Raw genomic sequence first — 20,936 nt, 5'->3', positions numbered from 1 at the left:
AGATCTACGAAGGCACCAACGGCATCCAGGCGCTGGACCTGATGGGCCGCAAGATCGTCGGCAGCGGCGGCGCCTACGCCAAGCTGTTCACCGACGAGATCCGCGCCTTCACCGCTTCGGCCTCGGCTGAACTTTCCGAGTTCACCGGCCCACTGAACGCCGCCGTGCAGAACCTGGAAGAGCTGACCGCCTGGGTCCTGGACCGCGCCAAGGGCAACCCGAACGAGATCGGCGCCGCGTCGGTCGAGTACCTGCACGCCTTCGGCTACACCGCCTATGCGTACATGTGGGCCCTGATGGCGCGCGCCTCGCTGGGCAAGGAAGGCCAGGACGACTTCTACGCCAGCAAGCTGGGCACCGCGCGCTTCTACTTCGCCCGCCTGCTGCCGCGCATCCACTCCCTGAGTGCCTCGGTGAAGGCCGGCAGCGAATCGCTGTACCTGCTGGACGCAGCGCAGTTCTAAGCGCTACGCAAAAGCCCCGCTCCGGCGGGGCTTTTTTATTGCGGGTTATAGGGTTTGGTAACCGAGGTATCACGATTACGTGTAAGCCTAGGCTTACAAACGCTGGTGGTGATCAGCGTCTGTCTGAATTGTCCTTGCGCGGTTAACCTTCTCCTCAGTCAGGACATTGCGCAGGAAGCGCCAACGACAATACGGAAACAAGGGAATCCACCATGGACGGTGGCCAGCACGGACGTCAGGATATCGGTCTGCAAAACCCCGCTTCGAAAGAAGCGGGGTTTTTTCTTGCCTGCGATTCGGCTATGGCACGAACCTGTAGGAGCTCTGCGTTAACCGGCAACCGCATGGGTATCGCTGCGCTCCACCCATCCTACAAACCGCTTCGGGGTAGCCATCGAGCACAAACGTAGGATGGCGTGGAGCGCAGCAATACCCATCAGCGACGGTGACCGTCACACCACCCCATCCAGCAACGACCGCAACAACTCCACCGTCGGCTGCTGCCGCTGCGCATCGCGGTAGACCAGCCCCACGCTCAACGGAATGCGCGGCTCGCTCAAGGGCTTCCACAGCAGGTTCGGATTGCCATGCATCTGCCGCGCGCGCCCCGGCAGTACCGTGGCGAAGCGGCTCTGCGGCAGGCTGTCGAGGATGCCGCTCATGTGGTTCAGCTCCGCCTGCACCCGTGGCCTTCGGCCGATGGCCGCCAGCTGTTCCTGCCAGATCTGCCGGGCACGGAATTCCTCGCCGAGCAGCAGCATCGGCAACTCCGCCGCCTGGGCCAGCGAGACTTTCCTGAAATCCTTCAGCGGATGGTCCGCCGCGATCACCAGTTGCAGTTCGTCCGGGTACAGCTCCACGCCATGCAGCGCCGGCTGGCGCGGCGGCAGGAAGCCGATGCCGATGTCCAGCTGGCCGCCCAGCAGGCGCCGCTCGATCTCCACCCCCGAGAGTTCATAGATGCGCACCTGCACGTGAGGCTGGGCGGTGTGCAGGCGCTCCACCAGGTGCGGCACCAGGTTGGCGTTGACCGTCTGCAACACGCCGATGCTCAGGCTGCGCGCGCTCTGCCCACGGTAGCCGCGCAGGGCTTCTCGGGCGCGCTCCAGGCCGTCCAGCAGGGGCACCGCGTGGTTGTACAGCGTGTGCGAGGCGGCGGTCGGCAGCAGGCGCTTGCCGCTGCGCTGGAACAGCGCCACGTCGAGGTTCTGCTCCAGCTGGCGGATCTGCTGCGAGAGCGCCGGCTGGGAAATCGCCAGGCGTTCGGCGGCGCGCCCGACGTGGCCTTCCTCGTAGAGCGCGACGAAATAGCGGAGCTGGCGGAAATCCATAAGGTCTACTTATCAAGGAAACTGGAAAATCGAAATGGATAGTCAGCTATCCGGGCCTCTACTCTAGCGCTTGTCCGCTGTCTCAGATGGGTAGACAAAGGTGGAAAGCATCGTCATCCAGGGCGTTTTCATAGGCAAAGTCGAAGAAAGCTGGGGCGGTCTGCTCAGCGACATCGACAAGCTGGAAACGCATCAGGAAGTCTGACTCGGCGCCGAAGGGCTGCCGGGGGACGCACGGGCCGACCTGCGCCGCGACGGCGGCCTGGACCGCGCGTTGCACCACTACCCGGCCGAGCACTACCGCCACTGGCGCAAGCAGCACCCGCAGACACGCTGGCGACAGCCGGCCTTCGGCGAGAACCTGTCGACCTTCGGCCTCAATGAACACGAGGTCTGCGTCGGCGACCTGTTCCGCTGGGGCGAGGCGCTGATCGAAGTGAGCCAGCCGCGCTCGCCGAGCTATCGCCTGGCGCGCCGCTGGAACCTGCCCGAGCTGCCGTTCGAGGTGCAGGAGCAGGACCGCTGCGGCTGGTTCTACCGGGTCCGCCGTGCCGGCATGGTGGCGGCCGACGCACCGCTGGAGCTGGTGCAGCGGCACTATCCGCAGCTCTCCGTGGCGAGCCTGCTGGACTGGTACTTCGGCCATCCGCTGGAACGTACCGGACTGCGCCTGATGATGGCCTGCGATGCGCTCTCCCTGCGCTGGCGCAAAACCGCCGCGCAACGCCTCACCAGTGGCGTGCTGGAAGACTGGACGGGCCCGCCTGGCGGGCCCCGAATGCCTGGAACAGGGCGGCCTGCAAGCCTGAGCCGCGCTGTTCCGCAACTGCCCTCGCGCCCGCCCCCGGACGTCGTCTTGGTCCTGTGGGGCGGCTTTTCTTCCCGCCGCCGGCTCCCTCGACGGGGCCGGCGGCGCTGTCATCCCGTCGTAACAACCCGTTCCTAACCTTCCGCGCATATCTTTTATTGGCAACCCGAGCCGTCTGCTGACGGCCGTGCGGAAGGAACCCCTCCATGAGCGAACGATTCCAGGACTTCCATGATCGACTGGCCGCCTTCGACGACCACTCGGTCAATCCCTCCGGCAATGTGCCGATGAGCGAGCTGATCGATGCCTCGCGCCGCCGCCTGCTGAAGAACAGCTTGGTGCTCGGCGCGGTCGGCTTCCTCGGCGGCGGACTGTTCCCCGGCCGCTCGCTGTTCGCCGCTGAGGCCCCGGTGCCCAGCGCACTGCTCGGCTTCAAGGGTGTGCCGGTGCAGCAGGACCCGAAATTCGACCGGGTGATCGTTGCCGAGGGTTATACCGCCCGGCCGTTCTTCTCCTGGGGCGATCCGGTGGTGGCCGGCTCCCCGGCCTGGAAGGGCGACGCCAGCGAAGACTGGAAAGCCCAGGAGCTGCAGGCCGGCGACAACCACGACGGCATGCACTACTTCCCCTTCCCGGATGCGCCGGACAGCCATGGCCTGCTGGTGATCAACCATGAGTACATCAACCCGACGCTGCACACCAAAGGCCAGACCTTCGAGGATCGCCCCGACGGCACCCGTGGCCGTCCGGAGGGCGAAGTGCGCAAGGAAATCGCCGCCCACGGCCTGAGCGTGATCGAGGTGAAGAAGGATGCCGGCGGCCAGTGGCAGCGGGTCGAAGGTTCGAGCTACAACCGCCGCATCACCGGCAGCTCGCCGCTGGAGCTGTCCGGCCCGCTGGCCGGCCATGACCTGCTGCGCACCGCCAGCGACCCGGACGCCAAACAGGTGCTCGGCACCCTGAACAACTGCTCCATGGGCGTCACGCCCTGGGGTACCTATCTCGCGTGTGAAGAAAACTGGCACCAGTACTTCGTCAACCGCGACAAGAACGACTACGCCAAGCGCGTTTCGCACAAGCGCTACGGCCTGTCCAACGGCGCGTTCAGCAACTACTACGCCTGGGAGGCGGTGGACGCGCGCTTCGATGCCACGCCCAAGTCCGACCAGCCCCACGGCGGCCACGTCAACGAACCGAACCGCTTCGGCTGGGTGGTGGAGATCGACCCCTTCGATCCGAAGTCCACGCCGAAGAAGCGCACCGCCGTCGGCCGCTTCTGCCGCGAATGCTCGACCTTGTCGCTGGGCGCCGACAACCGCATGGCCTTCTACTACGGCGACGACACCAAGGGCGAGTACATCTACAAGTTCGTCCCGGCCGGCCAGTACGACCCGAACAACCGTGCAGCGAACCGTGACCTGCTGGACCAAGGCACCCTCTATGTCGCCCGCTTCAACGCCGACGGCAGCGGCCAGTGGTTGCCGCTGGTGCATGGCCAGAACGGCCTCACCGCCGAGAACGGCTTCCCCAGCCAGGCCGAGGTGCTGGTGAACGCCCGTGCCGCCGCCGACAAGCTGGGCGCGACGCCGATGGATCGCCCCGAGTGGGTCGCGGTGCAGCAGACCACCCGCGAGGTCTATGTCAGCCTCACCAACAACGACGGGCGCGGCAAGAAGCAACCGCTGGACGCCGCCAACCCGCGCAAGGAAAACCTGCACGGGCAGATCCTGCGCTGGAACGAGGCGGGCGGCGATCCGACCGCGACCACCTTCCAGTGGGAAGTCTTCCTGCTGGCCGGCGAACAGAAGGGCTCCGGCGCGCCGGAGAACCTGGTCGGCAGCATCAACGGCGACATCTTCTCCTCGCCGGATGGCCTGTACTTCGATACGGCCGGCCGCCTGTGGATCGAGACCGACTACGACGATGCCGAGAAGCCCATGCACGCGATGGGCTGCAACCAGTTGCTCTGCGCCGATCCGCACAGCCGCGAGGTGCGCCGCTTCCTGGTCGGCCCCCGTGGCTGCGAGCTGACCGGCATTACCCAGACGCCGGACGGCAGAACGCTGTGGGTGAACATCCAGCATCCGGGCATCAGCTTCCCGGCCAGCGATGGCAAGAGCATTCCGCGCTCCACGACGCTGGTGATTACCAAGGATGATGGTGGGGTGATCGGGACCTGATCGGTCCCTGTAGGAGCGGGCCGTCAGGCCGGCCATTGCACCGCTCTCGCGGTGATCGCGGAGAAGCTCTGCTCCTACGAGAGCGGGGTTTCGCGCGGGCCGATCTCTTCTGCACGGGGCTCATCGCGGGCATGGCCCGCTCCTACGAGAGCCAACGCCGTGTATACCGGCTGAATCCCGTCGGAGCGGACTTCGTCCGCGATCCGCATGGCACGGGATTTATCGCGGACGAAGTCCGCTCCTACGAAAAGCAGTTTCGTGCGGATGTCAGGTGGGCGTAGAGCCTGTAGGAGCGGGCCATGCCCGCGAAGCCCTGAAAGGGCTGAATCTCAAAGTTCGACCTCACCCCCCGCCAGCGCGCACAACTCGGTGAAGTCGACGATCTCGGTCTCGCGCCCGTCCACCCGTACCAGCCCGTGCTTCTGCAGGCGGGTGAAGCTGCGCGATACGGTCTCCACCGCCAGCCCCAGGTAATCGCCGATCTCGTTGCGTGACATGCTCAGGCGGAAGCGCGTGGCCGAGAAGCCGCGGTCGCGGAAGTGCGCGGAGATGTTGAGCAGGAAGGCCGCGATGCGCGAATCCGAATTCAGCCGTGAAAGCAGCAGCTTCATCTGCTGATCCTCGCGGATCTTGCGGCTCATCATCAGCATGATCTGGTGCGAAAGGCCGGGAATCTTCTGCGACAGCTCTTCCAGCTGGTTGAATGGAATCTCGCTGCACAGCGTGCTTTCCAGCGCCTGTGCCGACACCGGGTAGCTGCCTTCGCCCATGCCGGAAAAACCGAAGATCTCGGTGGCGAAATAGAACCCGGTGATCTTCTCCAGCCCCTGCTCATTGGTGGTGAAGGTCTTGATCGAACCGGAGCGGACCAGGTAGACGTTGTGGAACGGGTCGCCCTGGCGGAACACGTAGTCACCCTTGTGCAACAGGTGCCCAGGCTTGATGAGCGCCTCCAGTTCCTCGATCTTGTCGTCGCTCAGCGACGGTGGCGCCAGCCGGCAGTTCTTGCAGTACGGTTGCGGTTTGATCATCTGATTCATCCCTATCCCCATGCGCCGGTTCATCGCGCAGCACAGCCTTCCTCGGGCAAATCGCCCCCTTCAAACCATAGCAACGGACGACCATCTGTCACTTGCCGGTCGGTAGGAAAAGCGTCTATCGAATGGATTTTTCATTCCGCTTTGACCCTTTCTTCACTGCGTCGACCGCAGTCTTGCGCACCGTGCACCATGGGGTCTTGGGGGGAGCCCAGAGTAACTCCGGGTGCCGGCGACGCGGCCAGCGGAAACGGGCGCGTCCATCCCGCTCACTTCCGGAGTCCTACCCGTGAACAAACTGCCACAGATCACCCTGGCCTTCTGGGTGATGAAAATCTGCGCCACCACCCTGGGGGAAACCGCCGGCGACCTGCTGTCGATGACCCTCAACGTCGGCTACGCGATCAGCTCGCTGATCCTCATCAGCCTGTTCCTCGTCACCCTGTTCGGCCAGCTCGCCAGCAAGCGCTACGTGCCCTGGCTGTACTGGCTGGTGATCCTCTCCACCAGCACCGCCGGCACCACCATGTCGGACTTCATGGACCGCACCCTGGGGCTGGGCTACGCCAGCGGCTCGGCGATCCTGGTGAGCATCCTGGTGGCGATCTTCGCGGCCTGGCGCTTCAGCGGCACCTCGCTGTCGGTGGACAACATCCGCAGCTTCAAGGGCGAGATGTTCTACTGGATCGCGATCCTCTTCTCCAACACCCTGGGCACCGCGCTGGGCGACTTCCTCGCCGACGATTCGGGCCTGGGCTTCGCCGGCGGCGCGCTGTTGATCGGCAGCCTGATCGCGGTCGTGGTGCTGCTGCACTACTTCACCAAGCTGTCCTCGGTGCTGCTGTTCTGGATCGCCTTCGTCCTCACCCGTCCGTTCGGCGCGACCCTCGGCGACTTCCTCACCAAGTCCCATGAAAAGGGCGGCCTGGACTTCGGCACCATCGGCTCCTCGGCGATTCTCGCCGGCATCCTGGTGGCGCTGGTGATCGTCGTCAGCGTGCGCCAGAAGCGGGACGAGGAATCCAGCACGGCGGTGCTGGCGTCCTGATCCCTGCCACCGCTTCCCGTCGTTGCGGGAAGCGGTGGGCTAGCCTTATGAAATTTGTTCTGTTATTTTTCATGAAAAATAAACAAAACAATTTCACGAGGTGGCCATGTTTCTGCGTTCGACCGAGCCGGTCGGCACTTACTATGCCGGCGCCAACCCCGAGCTGATCCAGCCGCGCGAAGCACTGCGCGAACCGCTGGAATGCGAAGTGCTGGTGATCGGCGCCGGTTTCAGCGGCCTGCACACGGCGCTGCAACTCGCCGAAGGCGGACGTAAGGTCTGCATCATCGAAGCCAGCCGCATCGCCTGGGCCGCATCCGGGCGCAACGGTGGCCAGGCCTTGCCGGGCTGGTCCAGCGACCTGGGCCCGATCGAGGCCGACCTGGGCCACGAAGGCGCGCTGCGCCTCTGGCAAGGCATGCTCTGGGCCGCCCACGAACTGCGCGACCTGCCGCAACGCCACGGCTTCGACTGCGACTACCGCGTCGGCCACCTGTGGACTGCCGTTCTGCCGCGCCGCGTCGGCATGCTCTACGACTGGCAGGCCGAGGCCAACCGCCGCTGGGGCTATGAAGGATTGCGCTTCGTCCCGCGCGAGGAACTGCCGGAGTGGATCGCCAGCGATCGCTACCAAGCCGGTCTCTACGACCCCAACTCCGCCCACCTGAACCCGCTCAAGCTGGCCTACGGCCTGGCTGGCGCCTTCGAGCGTGCCGGCGGCCGCATCTTCGAGCAGACCCGCGCCATGAGTTTCCGCGAGAGCGGCAGCGGCTATGAGGTGACGACCGAGCATGGCAGCGTGCGCTGCGCCTCCCTGGTGCTGGCCTGCAACGCCTACATCGACGGGCTCGACCGCGACGTCTCCGAACGCATGCTGCCGGTGGGCACCTACCAGGTCGCCACCGTGCCGCTGGGCGAAGAACTGGCGCGCTCGCTGCTGCCGAAAAACTGCTGCGTCACCGACAACCAGTTCGTCCTCGACTACTTCCGCCTGACCCCCGACCACCGTCTGCTGTTCGGCGGCGGCTGCACCTACCTGGGCGGCATGCCCAGCGACATCCGCGCGGCGACGCGTCCCTATGTCGAGCGGGTGTTCCCGCAGCTCAAGGGCGTGGAGCTGGAGTACGCCTGGGGCGGCCACATCGACTGCACCCTGCGCCGCACCCCGGACATCGGCCGGCGCGGCGAACTGTACTGGCTGCAGGGCTATTCCGGCCACGGCGTACTGCCGAGCCTGGCCGCCGCCCACGCGGTGAGCGAGGCGATGCTGGGGCGTAGCGACGAGCTTGATCTCTATCAACGCATCCGCAATCCCGGGTTTCCCGGTGGCGAACGATTCGCAGCGCCACTGGAAGCCGCCGGCAAGGCCTGGTATCGATTGCGCGACTTTTTCTGAATCGGATTTCGCCATGACCCAGACGGTCACCAACGAACACCTTGCCACGCTGATCCGCGACCTGCGCAAGCACAAGAACCTCACCCTGGGCGCGCTGGCCGAACAGATCGGCCGCTCGGTGGGTTTCCTTTCCCAGGTCGAGCGTGGCCTGTCGCAGCCGACGGTTGCCGACCTCACCGCCATCAGCGAAGCCCTGGGTGTGCCGACCACCTATTTCTACGCCGGCGAAACCCGCCGCGAGCTGGAGTGGGTGACCCGCCCGGCTGACCGCCGCACCCTGTACTACGCCGGCGGCGTCACCGACATCCTCGCCTCGCCGAACATGTCCGGCGGCTTCTCCATGCTCGACAGCATCCTCGCCCCTGGCGCCACCAGCGGCGAGGGGCACCTGAACGACAGCTCGGAGCAGGGCGGCTTCGTCCTCGAAGGCGAGCTGACCATCTGGTACGAGGGCGACACCGTCACCCTGCGCGCCAACGACAGTTTCCAGTTGCCGCCGCACAGCCAGTTCCGCTACGGCAACCTCACCGACAAACCGACAAGGGTGCTCTGGATCTTCACCTGAATTTCGACCGGTACCTGCTGCGCTCGCCCATGCGGCGTTGGAAGTCGGCTCGGATTGCTCATTTAGCGGCCTAAACTCCGCATCCGAGCCGACTTCCGCCTTGCCTGGCCTTCGCTCGCGACGGTCCCGCCTCGAAATTGCTCCAAGCGCCCGAAAACAAAAGGCAAACCCAATGAACCGCCCGACCTATCCCGACCTGCTCAGCGAAGTCCGCGCCTTCCGCCAGCAATACCCGGACATCCGTTACGTCGACCTGATCTGCCTGGACATTCCCGGCCACTTCTACGGCAAGCGCTACCCCGTCGACATGCTGGAAAAAGTCGCCGCCGGCAGCCCCCTGAAACTGCCGCAGAACTGCGTGCTGCTGGGCGCGCAGGGCGGCCTGCACCCCATCGGCGACTACTGCTTCAACGACGGCGACCCGGATGCGCCGCGCCGCCTGATCCCCGGCTCGCTCAAGCCGGTGCGCTGGGAGAACCAGCCGCTGGGGCAGATGCTGATCAGCTCCGACGGCACCCACGCGCCCATCGAGTTCGAACCGCGTGAAGTGCTCGCCCGCGTCATGCAGCGCCTGGAGTCCAAGGGCATCCGCCCGGTAGTGGCCTTCGAGCTGGAGTTCTACCTGTTCGACAGGAAGCTGGACGCCGGCCTGCCGCAGTACCCGCGCGATCCGCTGTGCGACGACGAGGACGACCAGCCGAACATGCACATCGAGCGCCTGTCGCGCTTCTCCGACGTGCTCCATGAGATCGTCGAAGCCTCCCGCGAGCAGGGCGTCGATGCCAACGTCATCACCGCCGAGATCGGCCCCGGCCAGTTCGAGATCAACTTCGCCCATTGCGACGACGGCCTGCACGCCGCCGACCAGGCCGCACTGTTCGCCCGCGCCACTCGTGGCGTGGCACTCAAGCACGGCTACCGCGCCAGCTTCATGAGCAAGCCCTACCTGCACGCGCCGGGCAGCGGCATGCACGTGCACGTCAGCCTGTACGACCGCGACGGCAAGAACCTGCTGGAGCGCGACGACCAGCAGGCCCTGCGCCACGCCGTGGCCGGCTGCCTGGAGCTGCTGCCGCACTGCATGCCGATCTTCGCCGCCAACCACAACGCCTACCGCCGCTACGGCTCCCGCGTGAACGCCGCGAGCAAGGCCAGCTGGGGCTTCGAGGACCGCGATGCATGCATCCGTATCCCCGAGTCCGACGGCAAGAATCTGCGCATCGAGCACCGCCTGGCTGGCGCCGACGCCAACCCGTACCTGGTGCTGGCGGCCATCCTCACCGGCATGGAACACGGCCTGGAAGCCAAGCGCGAACCCATCGCCCCGCTCAACGAAGACCGCGAAAGCGGCATCGATTTCCCCCGCGACATGCTCGGCGCCGTCGCCGCCATGGAAGACCATCCGGTGGTGAAGGATGGCCTGGGCAGCGAGTTCGTCTTCGTCTACTGCGAGAACAAGCGCCACGACCATCTGGACTTCATGAACGAAGTCAGCGCGCGCGAGTACCGCTGGTTCCTCTGAGTCCACTGCTCCGAGGGTGTGCTTGACCTGTAGGAGCGAGCTTGCTCGCGAACCGGGCCCCGCTGCGGGGTTTGTTCGCGAGCAAGCTCGCTCCTACAAAAAGCTCCTTCGTCGCCCCGCCAAGCCTTAGACGCTCCGGCTCCCCTCCCAGAAATGCTCCGCCAGCAGACGTAACTCCCCAGCCAACTCCGCCATGCGCGTCGCGCTGCGCTGGCAGGTCCCGGCATTGGCCGCATTGCTTTCGGCCGATCCACGAATCGCCTGCAAACTGCGTTGCACCTCCTCGCTGGCCGCGCCCTGCTGCTCGATGGCCGTGGCGATCTCCAGGCTCATGCGCTGGATCGCCGACACCTGCTCGCTGATCCGCTCCAGCGTGCCGGTGGCATGACCGGCCTGCTCCAGGCTGGCCAGCGCCTGCTCGCAGCACTGCCACAGGGCACGTACCGAATCCTCGGCACCGCGTTGCAGATTGCCGATCAGCCCCTGGATGTCCCGCGCGGACTCCTCGGTCCGCGAGGCGAGGGCACGCACCTCGTCGGCGACCACTGCGAAGCCGCGTCCGCTGTCGCCGGCCCGCGCGGCCTCGATGGCGGCGTTGAGCGCCAGCAGGTTGGTCTGCCCGGCCACATCGCGAATCACCTCCAGCATCCGCGAGATCGCCTCGCTGTGCGTCCGTTGCTCCTCGACCGCAGCGCAGGCCTGGCGCACGCCGGCCTCCAGTTCGGCGAGCTGGCCACGGGTGCTGCGCACGTCGTCGTGGCCGGACTGGGTGATGCGGTCGCTGCACTGCGCGGCCACGGCGCTGTGCTGCGCGTGGCGCGCCACTTCCTGCACGCTCTGCGCGAGCTCGTGCATGGCGTTGGCCACCTGCTCGGTCTCGCGCTGCTGCAACTGCGTGGCCGCGCTGCCGCCGGCCATGGCATCGGCCAGCGCCGTGGCGTGCTCGGCCAGTTGCTGCGAGGCATCGGCCATGCGCCCGACCACCGCGGCAGTCTCCGCCTCCAGCATGCGCAGGGCGAAATCCAGCTCGCCGAACTCGTCGTCGCGGCCTGAGTACAGGCGCTGGCTCAGCGGATTGTCGGCGATGCCCCGAGCGCGCTTGAGCAACGCACCGAGCGGCCGCAGACACAGCCACACCCAGCCGCCGGCGAGCCCCAGCGAGAGCAGGGCACCTGGCAGCGCCAACTGCGGCAAGAAGAGCGCCAACAAGCCCCCGGTACCCTGGGCTACGCCCATTCCGATCAGCAATTGCGCCATAAGCGGCAGGCGCGGCCGGGACACTCCGGCACCCTCCTGCAACCCCGCGTACAGCCGTTCGGCAGCCTCGACCTGCGCGGCGCTGGGCCGCGTGCGCACCGACTGGTACTCCACCACCCGGCCATTGCGGCGGATCGGCGTGACGAAGGCGCTGACCCAGTAGTGATCGCCATTCTTGCAGCGGTTCTTCACCAGCCCCATCCAGCTGCGCCCGGCCTGCAGCGTCTGCCACAGGTGGGCGAAGGCGGCTCGCGGCATGTCCGGGTGGCGCACGCGGTTGTGGTTGAACCCCAGCAGCTCCTCGGCGGTGAAGCCGCTGATGGCGAGGAAGTCCGGGTTGACGTGGCTCACCGCGCCCTTGAGGTCGGTGGTGGAGAGAATGTTGGCGTGTTCCGGCACCTCGACCTGGCGACCGGTGACCGGCAGGTTCAGCTTCATCGCGGCGGCTCCGGGTTGTGCTCGAACAGCGTCTCAGGCGGCTGCGGCCGGCTGAACAGGAAGCCCTGGGCGTAGCGGCAACCTTCCTGGTGCAGGAAGTCCAGGTGCTCCTGGCGCTCGACGCCCTCGGCCACCACCTCCAGCCCCAGGCTATGGCCGAGGCCGATGATCGCCCGGCAGATGGCGCTCAGCTCCGGGTCGTCCGGCACGCGGGTGATGAAGCTGCGGTCCACCTTCAGGATGTGCAGCGGGTAGCGCTTGAGATAGCCCAGCGACGAATAGCCGGTGCCGAAATCATCCAGCGCCAGGCGCACGCCCTGGGCGGCCAGTTCGCGCAGGCAGGCGAGGGTTTCCGCGCCGTCCTGCATCAGCAGGCTCTCGGTGATTTCCAGCACCAGGCTGCACGGCGACAGCCCGCTTTCCGCGAGGATCTGCCGGACGCGCGCGGCGAAACCCGGCTGCTGCAACTGGCGGCTCGACAGGTTCACCGAGCAGTAGAGGTCCTTACGCCCCGCGCGTTGCCAGAGCGCCGTCTGCCGACAGGCCTGACGCAGCACCCAGTCACCGACCCGGACGATCTCCCCGGATTCCTCCAGCGCCGGAATGAACTGCAACGGCGACACCGGCTCGCCATTGCGGCTCCAGCGCAGCAACACTTCCACCGCCACCCAGCGCGCCTCGTTCCCGTCCAGGCAGACGATGGGCTGATAGTTGAGACTGAACTCCTCGTTGCGCAGTGCCTGGGCCAGCGCGCTCTCCAGATCGAGACGGCGTTGCGCCTCCGCCTGCAGCTCCAGGCTGAAGCGCGCGTACTGTGCCTTGCCGGCTTCCTTGGCGCGGTACAGCGCCAGGTCCGCGGCCTGCAGCGTGTCGATCGCCTGGCCGTCGGTGATCAGGCCGGTGATGCCGATGCTGGCGCTGACCACCAGCGTCCGGCCGTCCACATGCAGCGGCAGGTGCAGGTAATCGAGCATGCGCTGGGCGACCTGTTCGGCGTCGGTGAGGCTGGCCAGGTCATCAAGCAGCACCACGAACTCGTCGCCGCCGAAACGCGCCAGATGATCGCCGGGGCGCAGGCAGCGCAGCAGGCGCTGGGCGACCTCCACCAGCACCCGGTCGCCGACCGCGTGGCCGAGGCTGTCGTTGATCAGCTTGAAACGGTCCAGGTCGATGAACAGCAGGCCGGACTCGCGCGCACCGGGGCGGCGCTGGCGCATCAGCGCCTGCTGCAGCAACTCGTCCAGGCGCAGGCGGTTGGCCAAGCCGGTCAGCGGATCGTGCCGCGCCGCGTGGCTGAGCTGGTGCTCGCTGGCCTTGCGTTGGCTGATATCGGTCTGCGAACCGGCCATGCGCCCGTCGGTGATCACCCCGCGCGCCTGCACCCAGAGATAGCCGCCGTCGCGCTGGCGGATGCGGTATTCATGATTGAGCAGCGGGCTGCTGCCGCGCAGGTGCGCATCGATGGCCTGGCGCAGGCCGGGCAGGTCGTCCGGATGCACGCGGGCGAACCAGCTGGTGCTGCTCTCGCCCAGGTTGTCGGGGGAGAGGCCGAGCATGCGCGACCAGCGTTCGGAGACATAGAGGCGGTCGTTGCCCAGGTCCCAGTCCCAGATACCGTCGTTGGCCCCGCGCAAGGCACGGGCGAAGCGTGCCTCGCTGTCTTCCAGCGCCTGGCGCTGCGCCGCGCCATAGGTATCGATGGCCAGCGACATGTCGAAGAACACTCGCTTGAGCAGGCTGCTGAAGGCCGGCGCTTCCGGCGCGTCGCCCAGCAACTCGTCGAGCATGTGCTCCAGATACAGCCGGTAGGCGCCCAGGTACCACTTCAGCTCCACGCCCACCTGCTGGTGCACCAGCCCGATGCGCAGGCGGTCGCGCACATAGTCGGCGCTCTGCGGGGCGTCCCAGAGCTGGCGGTAGTACTCGAACTGGCTGCGCTTGAGGCGCTCCAGCGTGGCGGGGTCGGCGAGGATCGCCCCCAGGTGGGGGTAGTCGCGCAGGTGGTCGTAGAGTCGCTCGATGAACTGCCGATGGCACAGATCGAGGTCGACGGCGCGTCCGTTCAAACGGCGGGCATCGTCCTCGCCCCAGTTCAGGTACTCCAGGCGCTGTTCGATTTCCGTCATCGACAGGCCGATGCGCTCGAGCACGCTTTCGAGCTTCGGTCCCAGGCCCATGCTTGGCTCCTTGCGGGTGGCTGGTTTTTGTTCGGGCATGAAAAAAGCGCCGGCTCGTCAGCCGAATGAACGGCGACAAACACGGCGCTTTGTCTTGCAGGCCCACAAGTCCTGCCCGGCAAAGCCAGCTTCCGCAGCAGCGGAACGCGGGTCGGAGAGTTTTACACCAGAGCGCTCGGCGCCGACAACTCCTCCAGCGCGGCGCTGAGCCGCTGCCGCAATTCCCCCAGCTCGCGCGAGCGGAAGGCATGGCGGCTGCGCTCCAGTACGCCAATGGCGTCGGCCAGCAGCGCATGCACCTGCGCGGCATCGCTCAGGGGCGCGTCCTTGAACCAGCGGCACAGCGGCGCCTGCGCGCAATCCTGCGGGCCTTCGAGCACCGCACAGGGGAGACTGTAGGCAGCCAGCAAGGCACGCACCTGACGGGCCTGCGCCGGGTCCTGAGAGGTGACCAGCAGCTGCACCGGGAACCGGTGGAGAGTCATGGCAAAACTCATTAGTAGCAAAAGGACATCAATTTAATGAGGTCTGGGTATCGAGCATTGATCCCCGTCATGCCCAGGTGCGCCCGGTCGTCGGTTGCTGTGATGCGGCTCGCATTGTGGGAGGAGAGGGGAAGCCCGGGCTTCAGGCTTCCCCTGCAGGAGCAACGGTGTTCTTCTGGGCAGTCTGTGCCTGAGCTTTCCCCTCACCCCGGCCCTCTCCCTTGGGGAGAGGGGGCAGACCGTGCCGGCTGACGCCAACGTTTCATCCTGCACCAAACGGTCCCCTCTCCCGCTTGCGGGAGAGGGTTAGGGTGAGGGGCTCTTGATCTCGTAGCAGCGGACCTTGTCCGCGATTCCCAAAGCCCCGAAGAATCAACGCAGAGAGCGCAGATCCTCCTCCATCAACCGCACCGCATCGCTCCAGCGAATCCAGAGCTTGCCCTGCCAGTCCATCACGCTCATCAGATGCCCCTCCACCCGTTCCATCCGCCGCTGCGGCAGGTGCGGATTGTGCTGCTGCGCATCCCGCAGCGCCGGCACCACCTCATTGCTCAGCCACTGCCGCAGGCTGCGGTTCTCCGGGTGATAGAAATGCACCATCAGCAGCGCATAGAGGCCGCTCTCGCTGACCAGATATTCCTTCTCGGTCGCCCCTGCGATCTGTTCGAGGCGAACCTGATCCGGGTCCAGCTTCTGCGTGAAGCGCTTGCCCAGATGGCTGTTGGTCAACTTCGTCAGATCGCGCAGGACGAACCACGCCTGCCGCTCGATCAGCATCCCGCGCAGCCGGCGGTTGTAACGGTGGAAAACGGTTGGAATCAGGCCTTCATCGGCCAGGGTTGAATCGGAAGTCTTCATGCTGTCTCTCCGTGTACATCCAGGAAGCCGCCGCCCGAACAACCGAAGAGGGAGGCGGACCGTGCAAGGGTGGAATCGCCGGTGTGACACACGACCGGTAGGGCACCGAGCCCTCCTTGCACGGCCCGCCATAGACCACCAGAGATATGCAGCCGTGGGGCTGCCGTCCTCTGCTATGGCGTGCATTGCGTCATGTGCCTTTTTCAGGATTCCACTCCTGACCACGGCGAACCGTGGCAGACGGAACGCTACGCAGAGCCCTTGTAGGACAGCAACGCCGTTGCGGCGTAGGGCGATTCCCTAAATGTCTGTCTCCGTGCGCTTTCCCGTGTCCATGGGGTGGCACCAGAGCGCTAATCCGCTTTCATCGTCCCTGCGTTGACGAACTCAGAATTCGGTGTGTACGGTACACACTGCTGAGTCGCAAGGAGTGCGATGATGCGCAGCAGGGATATCATCGAACGGCTGATCGAGGACGGCTGGTTGGAAATTGGTTGCAACGGCAGTCACCACCAGTTCAAGCATCCCACCAAACCCGGCAAGGTCACGGTCCCGCACCCGAAGTCCGACCTGCCCAAGGGCACGGTGAACAACATCCTCAAGCAGGCCGGTCTCAAACCCCGCCGATCGAGTCTTCATGATTAAACCGTTTTTCCTGATAGCAGGTGCAGGCCATGAAATTTCCCGTCGTACTCCACAAGGACCCCGGCAGCGACTACGGCGTCACCCTTCCCGACGTCCCCGGTTGCTTCTCTGCCGGCAGCACTGTCGACGAAGCGCTGGATAACACCAAGGACGCCCTGGCGCTGCACTTCGAAGGTCTGCTCGCCGACGGTGAAGAGCTTCCCCAGCCGCAATCCATCGACCTTCACCTCGCCAACCCGGACTATGCGGGTGGCGTCTGGGCCGTCATCGAATTCGATATCACGCCCTACCTGGGCAAAGCCGTGCGCTTCAACGCCACGCTTCCCGAACACCTGCTGCAACGCATCGACGACCGCGTCAGCAAGGATCACCGTTACAGCTCCCGCTCGGGCTTCCTCGCAACCGCCGCCCTGCGTGAACTGGCGCAACCCTGAACGGCGAATGCCAGAAACGCAAAAGCCGCGCATCCGCGCGGCTTTTTGCTGAAAGGGTGGTGGGCACACACTGACTTGAACCGGGGACCAAAGGATTATGAGTTGCCTAGTAACACTGCAAGCCCAGTGAAATCGGGCGTAGCTTAACGCAGGTACAGTTAGCTGAAAGTGGCGTCGTAGAGCTGGTTAAGCGAAATTTAGCGAAATCTGTAAAAGCTGGGCACTGTACCGTCAGTGTACTGTTTTTTTGTACCGTTAAGGCTTCAGAAGCCAAGCGATCAGCCTCGCCCTTGGGAAGGGCGACTTGTCGGTAAGTATGATGGCCTACGCGTGAGTTCTAGGTGGCTTGGACTGCGAATTCGCGGTCGTGCCGGCAAGAATGCCCACGTTGGATGAAATCCAGGACGTGTTTGACTGATAGCTGCCGTGCTGCAGGTTCAACGCCAGAGGGTGAAAGAGGGGGAGCCCAGTCCTATCCCATTCTTCCATGTCTGCGTAAATACGCCATCAGTTGCTCAAAACGCGGGTCAGCCTCAAGTTCCGGCGCGGTTGTCCGTATCGCCTCAAGGCAGGCGCCGAGGTTGCTCGGTGGCCATTGGGTCTGATCTCCTATCACCAGGCTCAGAAAGTCCAGCGCCTGCTCCGGGTACTTGCCGCAAAGAGCGGCGTCATGAAGACGATGCACCAGGTAGTCGGGATGGGGCAGCGGTTGCAGCCAGGCGCGGAGCAGCGCCAAGGCTTCGGGGAACGCGTCTTGTGCCGCTACGCACAGGCGGCCGAGGCTTTCGGCAATGGCGGGTGAAATGTTGTCCCGGGTTTTGGGCCAGATAGCATGTAGGTAAGGGACAACCCGGTTGGTCCAGTAGTCGGCTCGTTGATCGCCTGCACCCTCTAGCGCTCTCACCAGAGCTTGCGCTGAGCTGTGCAGACCGTCCAGAGGTAGTGAACGTGTCGCGGCCGACAGCTCAGCGGTGGTGAACGTGTCACCCGGATCGAGGGCGGCGAATGTCAGCAACGATGCGTATTGCTCGTCGTGCTTGCCCAATGCCTCATAGTGGCGCGCGGTCTCGAGGAAGGCCGTCTTGAGGATTTCCATCAGGGGCCGGTACAGACGCGGTGACCATAGGAAACCCTCCCACGCCGCACGTGCTTCGGCTTCGGAGCGCTGCCAATCGAAAAGTGGCAACAGGTGTTGCGTTGCCCAATCCTCGTCTACGCGGAACAACGCAATGATATGGGCTGCCAGCAATACGCGGCCATGTCGGAACTTGTCGATACGGGTGTCGCAAAGTTCGGTAAGTGTGGGCTTGAGTACTTCCGGCAAGCCTTGCCCATCCTCCAGCGAGCGTCGATACCACCAGCGCAGCAATGCTTCGGTGACGTGGCCCACGGGGTGGTTGATGGCGCGCATTACGGGTTCGTCGGTATCGACGCCGTCCTGATGATCTTGAGTCAGGATACGGCGAGCGAGCACGAAGAAGAGTGCTTCGTGGCCCTCGAAGGTCTTAGCAACAGCCTGCAGCCACCAGCTGACGCCGTGGCTTAGGGTCTGCAGCATTACATCTGGTGCATTGACCAAGAATGGGGCCATGTACTGCCAAGAGCGGCTTTGTAGTTCCTCTTCTGACCACGCCTGTAAAGCGTCCCGCCAGCGATCGTTTGGCCAGATATTTTGTCTTGCTAGGTGGCATAAGGCATATGCAGTGGCTTGGAAGCTATCCTTGCACCGCTCTCGCCAGTCATCTTGTTTGGACTCGGACAGTACCGGGTTTGCAATCAAGTAGTTCAGCACCCCGCGCCTGCTGCGAGGTATTGATACGAAATCCCGCCATGGATCCCTGTCTCCGACCCAGTCACTCCCAATCCAGTATGGAAATTCATCGCGCTGATCCGCCGCCAGGGTCCACTCTGGATATCGTGTCGAAAGCCCCGTTAGCCGCTGGTTGCCGTCAGCACCCAAGACCGCGCCGGCCTCGGTGATCTTTGCCAGTCGGAGCCAGATTTCGCGATCTGCGATACGAGTCCAGCGCTCCGGCTCGATGTCGTCCCTGAACATGTCGCGCGGAGGCCCGGCGAGTAGGGCCTGCTCCAGTTCCCGCAGCATCCCCTCATCGAGGTGTGGCGCCATTGCCACCAGCAAGCGCATGGCTTCCCGTTCGGTTTCCACCGACCACAGCCACCAGTGATCGTCCGCCAGCAGCCAGTCAAGTGCTTGGCGATGGGAGATCACGTTGTCCTCCGCGGCGGCAAAGAAGGCGAGGCGCCGGAACAGCGGATAGGGCGTGTGCCACCAGGACTGTGCCACCAGTGCTGCCCGCGCCGGTGATTGCGCAACAGTGGCGAGCCACGCATCTCGAGTCAGGTCGATCAATGCGGTCCAGTCGTGGAAGTCCCGGTTCTGTGGGTGTTCACTGATCGAGGGTTGATGCATGTAGGACAGGTCGCTCTTGTCCTCGACACTGCCAAGTTCGCGCATCAGATCGAGTGCGTCGCGTAACAAGGCACTGACATCGGACAGCAGCTCCGGCAATGCGGCGTCCCAGCGATCATCCCTGGGCAGATCGCGCAGGCTGGAATGGACGTGGTCCGTGGACAGCACGATCTCCCATTCCACTAGATCCTTGATGCGCTTCGGCTCGCGGCTTTCACCGTCCTCGGTGTGCCAGCGGAACGGCTCGCGCAACGATACGCGAGGTGTCAGCATCTCCCGCAGCTCCAGGCGCAGGGTGGCGCTGAGCCCATCGCGCTTGAATCGGTCGCTCCAGCGGTACAGGTCGAAGTCGCGCAGCCATGATTTCACGCGCCCGGTTAGCAGAAGCCCCCATAGGGTGCGCATCAGCGGGCTCGGGATCGCGTTAGGTGCGCCCTCACGAATGCGCGCCAACTCGGCGGTGTTGCCGTCACGTTCAAGTTTGGCCAGTTCGTCCAGACGGTGTTCGACCGACCAGGTTAGATCGTCATGAAGCTGCCCGCCGTGCTTGACCAACCAAAGCAGCAACGCAGGGTCGTTCAGATGACGGGTCAACCATCGCGCCAGTTGCCGCATCACCTCGTCCCAGCGGCTGCCGCGCGCACCGGCATCGACGATACACATCGACGGTGCGAGCGGATACGGCGAAGGTCGGTGGGTCAGGCTGAAGGTGAGCTTTTTATCTACGGTCGTTCTGGGAGGGACACCGAAGCGGCCAAGGTCGGCATGCCGGTAGCGTCCCTCGCTCAGCGGCTCCAGCCAATCCAGTAACGGCACCGGGTCCAGATCGGCAAAGCGCTTGGCGGGCAGCCCGCCCGGATCGCTCAGAGCCCACAGCAGACGCCCGACGAAGTCGTCCTGCCGGGTGCTTGCCAAGGGACGGGCCATGGCACATTCGACGACGATGCGCTCCTTGCCGCGCACGCCGTCCCGGTAGGTTTCGGCCCACGCGCGCAGGGTCTTGTGCAGGTAGGCATGCCGATTGTGCTCGCGGTAGAGGATGGGTGTGACGTTCTTGGCCCGCCACTCATTGCTCCGTTCCTCTTCCTTGCCTTTGGAGAAACTGCCGAAGGCGAACATCTCCGGCGGCGACTCACCCAGCAGGCGGTCGGCGGCGAGCGCGTCCATCATGTAGCGCAGCACGGGGTCGTTGATGCTGTAACCGACGAAGCACACAGTGTAGTTGCGGAGAAGCTCGCTGACGAAACGTGCCGCCCAGCGCTCGGTGAGATAGGCCAGGCCGAAATCGCCGCTGGAGACGACCAGGCGATCCAGCTCGTTTGCGGTCGGTGTGGTGCCAAGCAGGCCATGCAGATACACCAGTCCATCCCAGCGGTTCTTCGGCACCGGCAGCAGTGGCGCCTGAAACTGCTTGATGGGCAGGGACTTCACCGCAATCACCTCCTCGAACAGGCGATCGAAGTTGGTGGTGATGAGGCGGGTATGGCCATTGCGGCACTTGCTCAGTGTCAGCAAGGCTTCATGAGTTGCAGTCGCGTTTGGGGCGCTGAGATCGGGCGTCAGGATGCCAGCCAGCGTCCGGCGCACTGTCTCGCGGCCGCCGACAATGTCCGCTTCCAGCAGGCCGATGGCGGTGTCGAACTGCTCGACTTTGATTGCCGCCTGCTGCACAGCGTTGGGTGTGGCGGCCAGGGCTTTATACACCTTCGCTACCAGCCCGGCGAAGCCAGGCAAGCGCGCGGGGTATGAGATGCCTGCACCGCAAAAGAATACGACACGTCCGTCCTCATGCGCCTGCAGCAGGCGTTCAGGAATGTCGGGGCCTTGGCGGACAAACTGCATTCAGAGAGCCCCGGAAGA

Annotated in this window: 15 protein-coding genes and 2 pseudogenes; 10 read left to right on the top strand and 7 right to left on the bottom strand. The window is 64.9% G+C overall.

What is annotated here, in order from left to right:
* Positions 1–464 (top strand): acyl-CoA dehydrogenase C-terminal domain-containing protein (locus J5M67_RS22770; RefSeq protein WP_207887582.1); only part of this gene is annotated, 464 nt, incomplete at its 5' end.
* 452 nt (positions 465–916) lie between these two features.
* On the opposite strand, the gene J5M67_RS22765 is transcribed toward J5M67_RS22770, so the two are convergent.
* Positions 917–1,795, bottom strand: coding sequence for a LysR family transcriptional regulator (locus tag J5M67_RS22765; protein ID WP_207887581.1), 879 nt, complete (start codon positions 1,793–1,795; stop codon positions 917–919).
* 220 nt (positions 1,796–2,015) lie between these two features.
* Between J5M67_RS22765 and J5M67_RS22760 the strand changes: the two are divergent.
* Both J5M67_RS22760 and J5M67_RS22755 read left to right on the top strand, forming a co-directional pair.
* Positions 2,016–2,549 (top strand): annotated as a pseudogene (locus J5M67_RS22760) (MOSC domain-containing protein); the annotation flags it as partial.
* 260 nt (positions 2,550–2,809) lie between these two features.
* Positions 2,810–4,783, top strand: coding sequence for a PhoX family phosphatase (locus J5M67_RS22755; protein ID WP_207887580.1), 1,974 nt, complete (start codon positions 2,810–2,812; stop codon positions 4,781–4,783).
* 329 nt (positions 4,784–5,112) lie between these two features.
* Here J5M67_RS22755 and fnr read toward each other — a convergent pair whose 3' ends face one another.
* Positions 5,113–5,823 carry a fumarate/nitrate reduction transcriptional regulator Fnr gene (gene fnr / locus J5M67_RS22750; RefSeq protein WP_207887579.1) on the bottom strand — a complete coding sequence of 237 codons (711 nt, stop codon included), beginning with the start codon at positions 5,821–5,823 and terminating at the stop codon, positions 5,113–5,115.
* A gap of 286 nt (positions 5,824–6,109) precedes the next feature.
* Between fnr and J5M67_RS22745 the strand changes: the two genes are divergently transcribed.
* The 4 genes from J5M67_RS22745 to J5M67_RS22730 all read left to right on the top strand — a co-directional run bounded on the left by J5M67_RS22745 (position 6,110) and on the right by J5M67_RS22730 (position 10,351).
* Positions 6,110–6,868: a hypothetical protein gene (locus J5M67_RS22745; protein WP_207887578.1), complete on the top strand. Its 759-nt coding sequence runs from the start codon at positions 6,110–6,112 to the stop codon at positions 6,866–6,868.
* Positions 6,869–6,974: 106 nt separating this feature from the next.
* Positions 6,975–8,264 carry an FAD-binding oxidoreductase gene (locus tag J5M67_RS22740; RefSeq protein WP_207887577.1) on the top strand — a complete coding sequence of 430 codons (1,290 nt, stop codon included), beginning with the start codon at positions 6,975–6,977 and terminating at the stop codon, positions 8,262–8,264.
* A 13-nt stretch (positions 8,265–8,277) separates the two neighbouring features.
* Positions 8,278–8,829: a helix-turn-helix domain-containing protein gene (locus tag J5M67_RS22735; protein WP_207887576.1), complete on the top strand. Its 552-nt coding sequence runs from the start codon at positions 8,278–8,280 to the stop codon at positions 8,827–8,829.
* Between the two features lie 172 nt (positions 8,830–9,001).
* Positions 9,002–10,351 carry a glutamine synthetase family protein gene (locus J5M67_RS22730; protein ID WP_207887575.1) on the top strand — a complete coding sequence of 450 codons (1,350 nt, stop codon included), beginning with the start codon at positions 9,002–9,004 and terminating at the stop codon, positions 10,349–10,351.
* A 126-nt stretch (positions 10,352–10,477) separates the two neighbouring features.
* Here the strand turns inward: J5M67_RS22730 and J5M67_RS22725 are convergent, their stop codons facing one another.
* The 4 genes from J5M67_RS22725 to J5M67_RS22710 form a co-directional block, all read right to left on the bottom strand.
* Entirely contained in the window at positions 10,478–12,046 is a 1,569-nt protein-coding gene (locus J5M67_RS22725) for a PAS domain-containing methyl-accepting chemotaxis protein (RefSeq protein WP_207887574.1), read from the bottom strand.
* Entirely contained in the window at positions 12,043–14,223 is a 2,181-nt protein-coding gene (locus J5M67_RS22720; RefSeq protein WP_207887573.1) for a bifunctional diguanylate cyclase/phosphodiesterase, read from the bottom strand. The genes J5M67_RS22725 and J5M67_RS22720 overlap by 4 nt, the downstream gene beginning before the upstream one ends.
* A gap of 161 nt (positions 14,224–14,384) precedes the next feature.
* Entirely contained in the window at positions 14,385–14,708 is a 324-nt protein-coding gene (locus tag J5M67_RS22715; protein ID WP_207887572.1) for a hypothetical protein, read from the bottom strand.
* 372 nt (positions 14,709–15,080) lie between these two features.
* On the bottom strand, positions 15,081–15,566 hold the full coding sequence (locus J5M67_RS22710; protein WP_207887571.1) for a Bro-N domain-containing protein: 486 nt from the start codon (positions 15,564–15,566) through the stop codon (positions 15,081–15,083).
* Between the two features lie 438 nt (positions 15,567–16,004).
* Between J5M67_RS22710 and J5M67_RS22705 the strand changes: the two genes are divergently transcribed.
* From J5M67_RS22705 to J5M67_RS29630, 3 genes and pseudogenes are all read left to right on the top strand, one after another.
* Entirely contained in the window at positions 16,005–16,211 is a 207-nt protein-coding gene (locus J5M67_RS22705) for a type II toxin-antitoxin system HicA family toxin (protein ID WP_207887570.1), read from the top strand.
* 29 nt (positions 16,212–16,240) lie between these two features.
* Positions 16,241–16,645, top strand: coding sequence for a type II toxin-antitoxin system HicB family antitoxin (locus tag J5M67_RS22700; RefSeq protein ID WP_207887569.1), 405 nt, complete (start codon positions 16,241–16,243; stop codon positions 16,643–16,645).
* 283 nt (positions 16,646–16,928) lie between these two features.
* Positions 16,929–17,063, top strand: a pseudogene (locus tag J5M67_RS29630) (transcriptional regulator); the annotation flags it as partial.
* A gap of 54 nt (positions 17,064–17,117) precedes the next feature.
* On the opposite strand, the gene dsr1 reads toward J5M67_RS29630, so the two are convergent.
* Positions 17,118–20,918: an anti-phage defense-associated sirtuin Dsr1 gene (dsr1, locus tag J5M67_RS22695; protein WP_207887568.1), complete on the bottom strand. Its 3,801-nt coding sequence runs from the start codon at positions 20,916–20,918 to the stop codon at positions 17,118–17,120.
* Positions 20,919–20,936: the final 18 nt, after the last annotated feature.

The sequence above is a fragment of the Pseudomonas sp. 30_B genome (assembly GCF_017491605.1).
In the GTDB taxonomy this organism is placed as follows: Bacteria; Pseudomonadota; Gammaproteobacteria; order Pseudomonadales; family Pseudomonadaceae; genus Pseudomonas.
The sequence above is the reverse complement of the archived record's forward strand: the minus strand, read 5'-3'. Positions and strand labels throughout refer to the sequence as shown.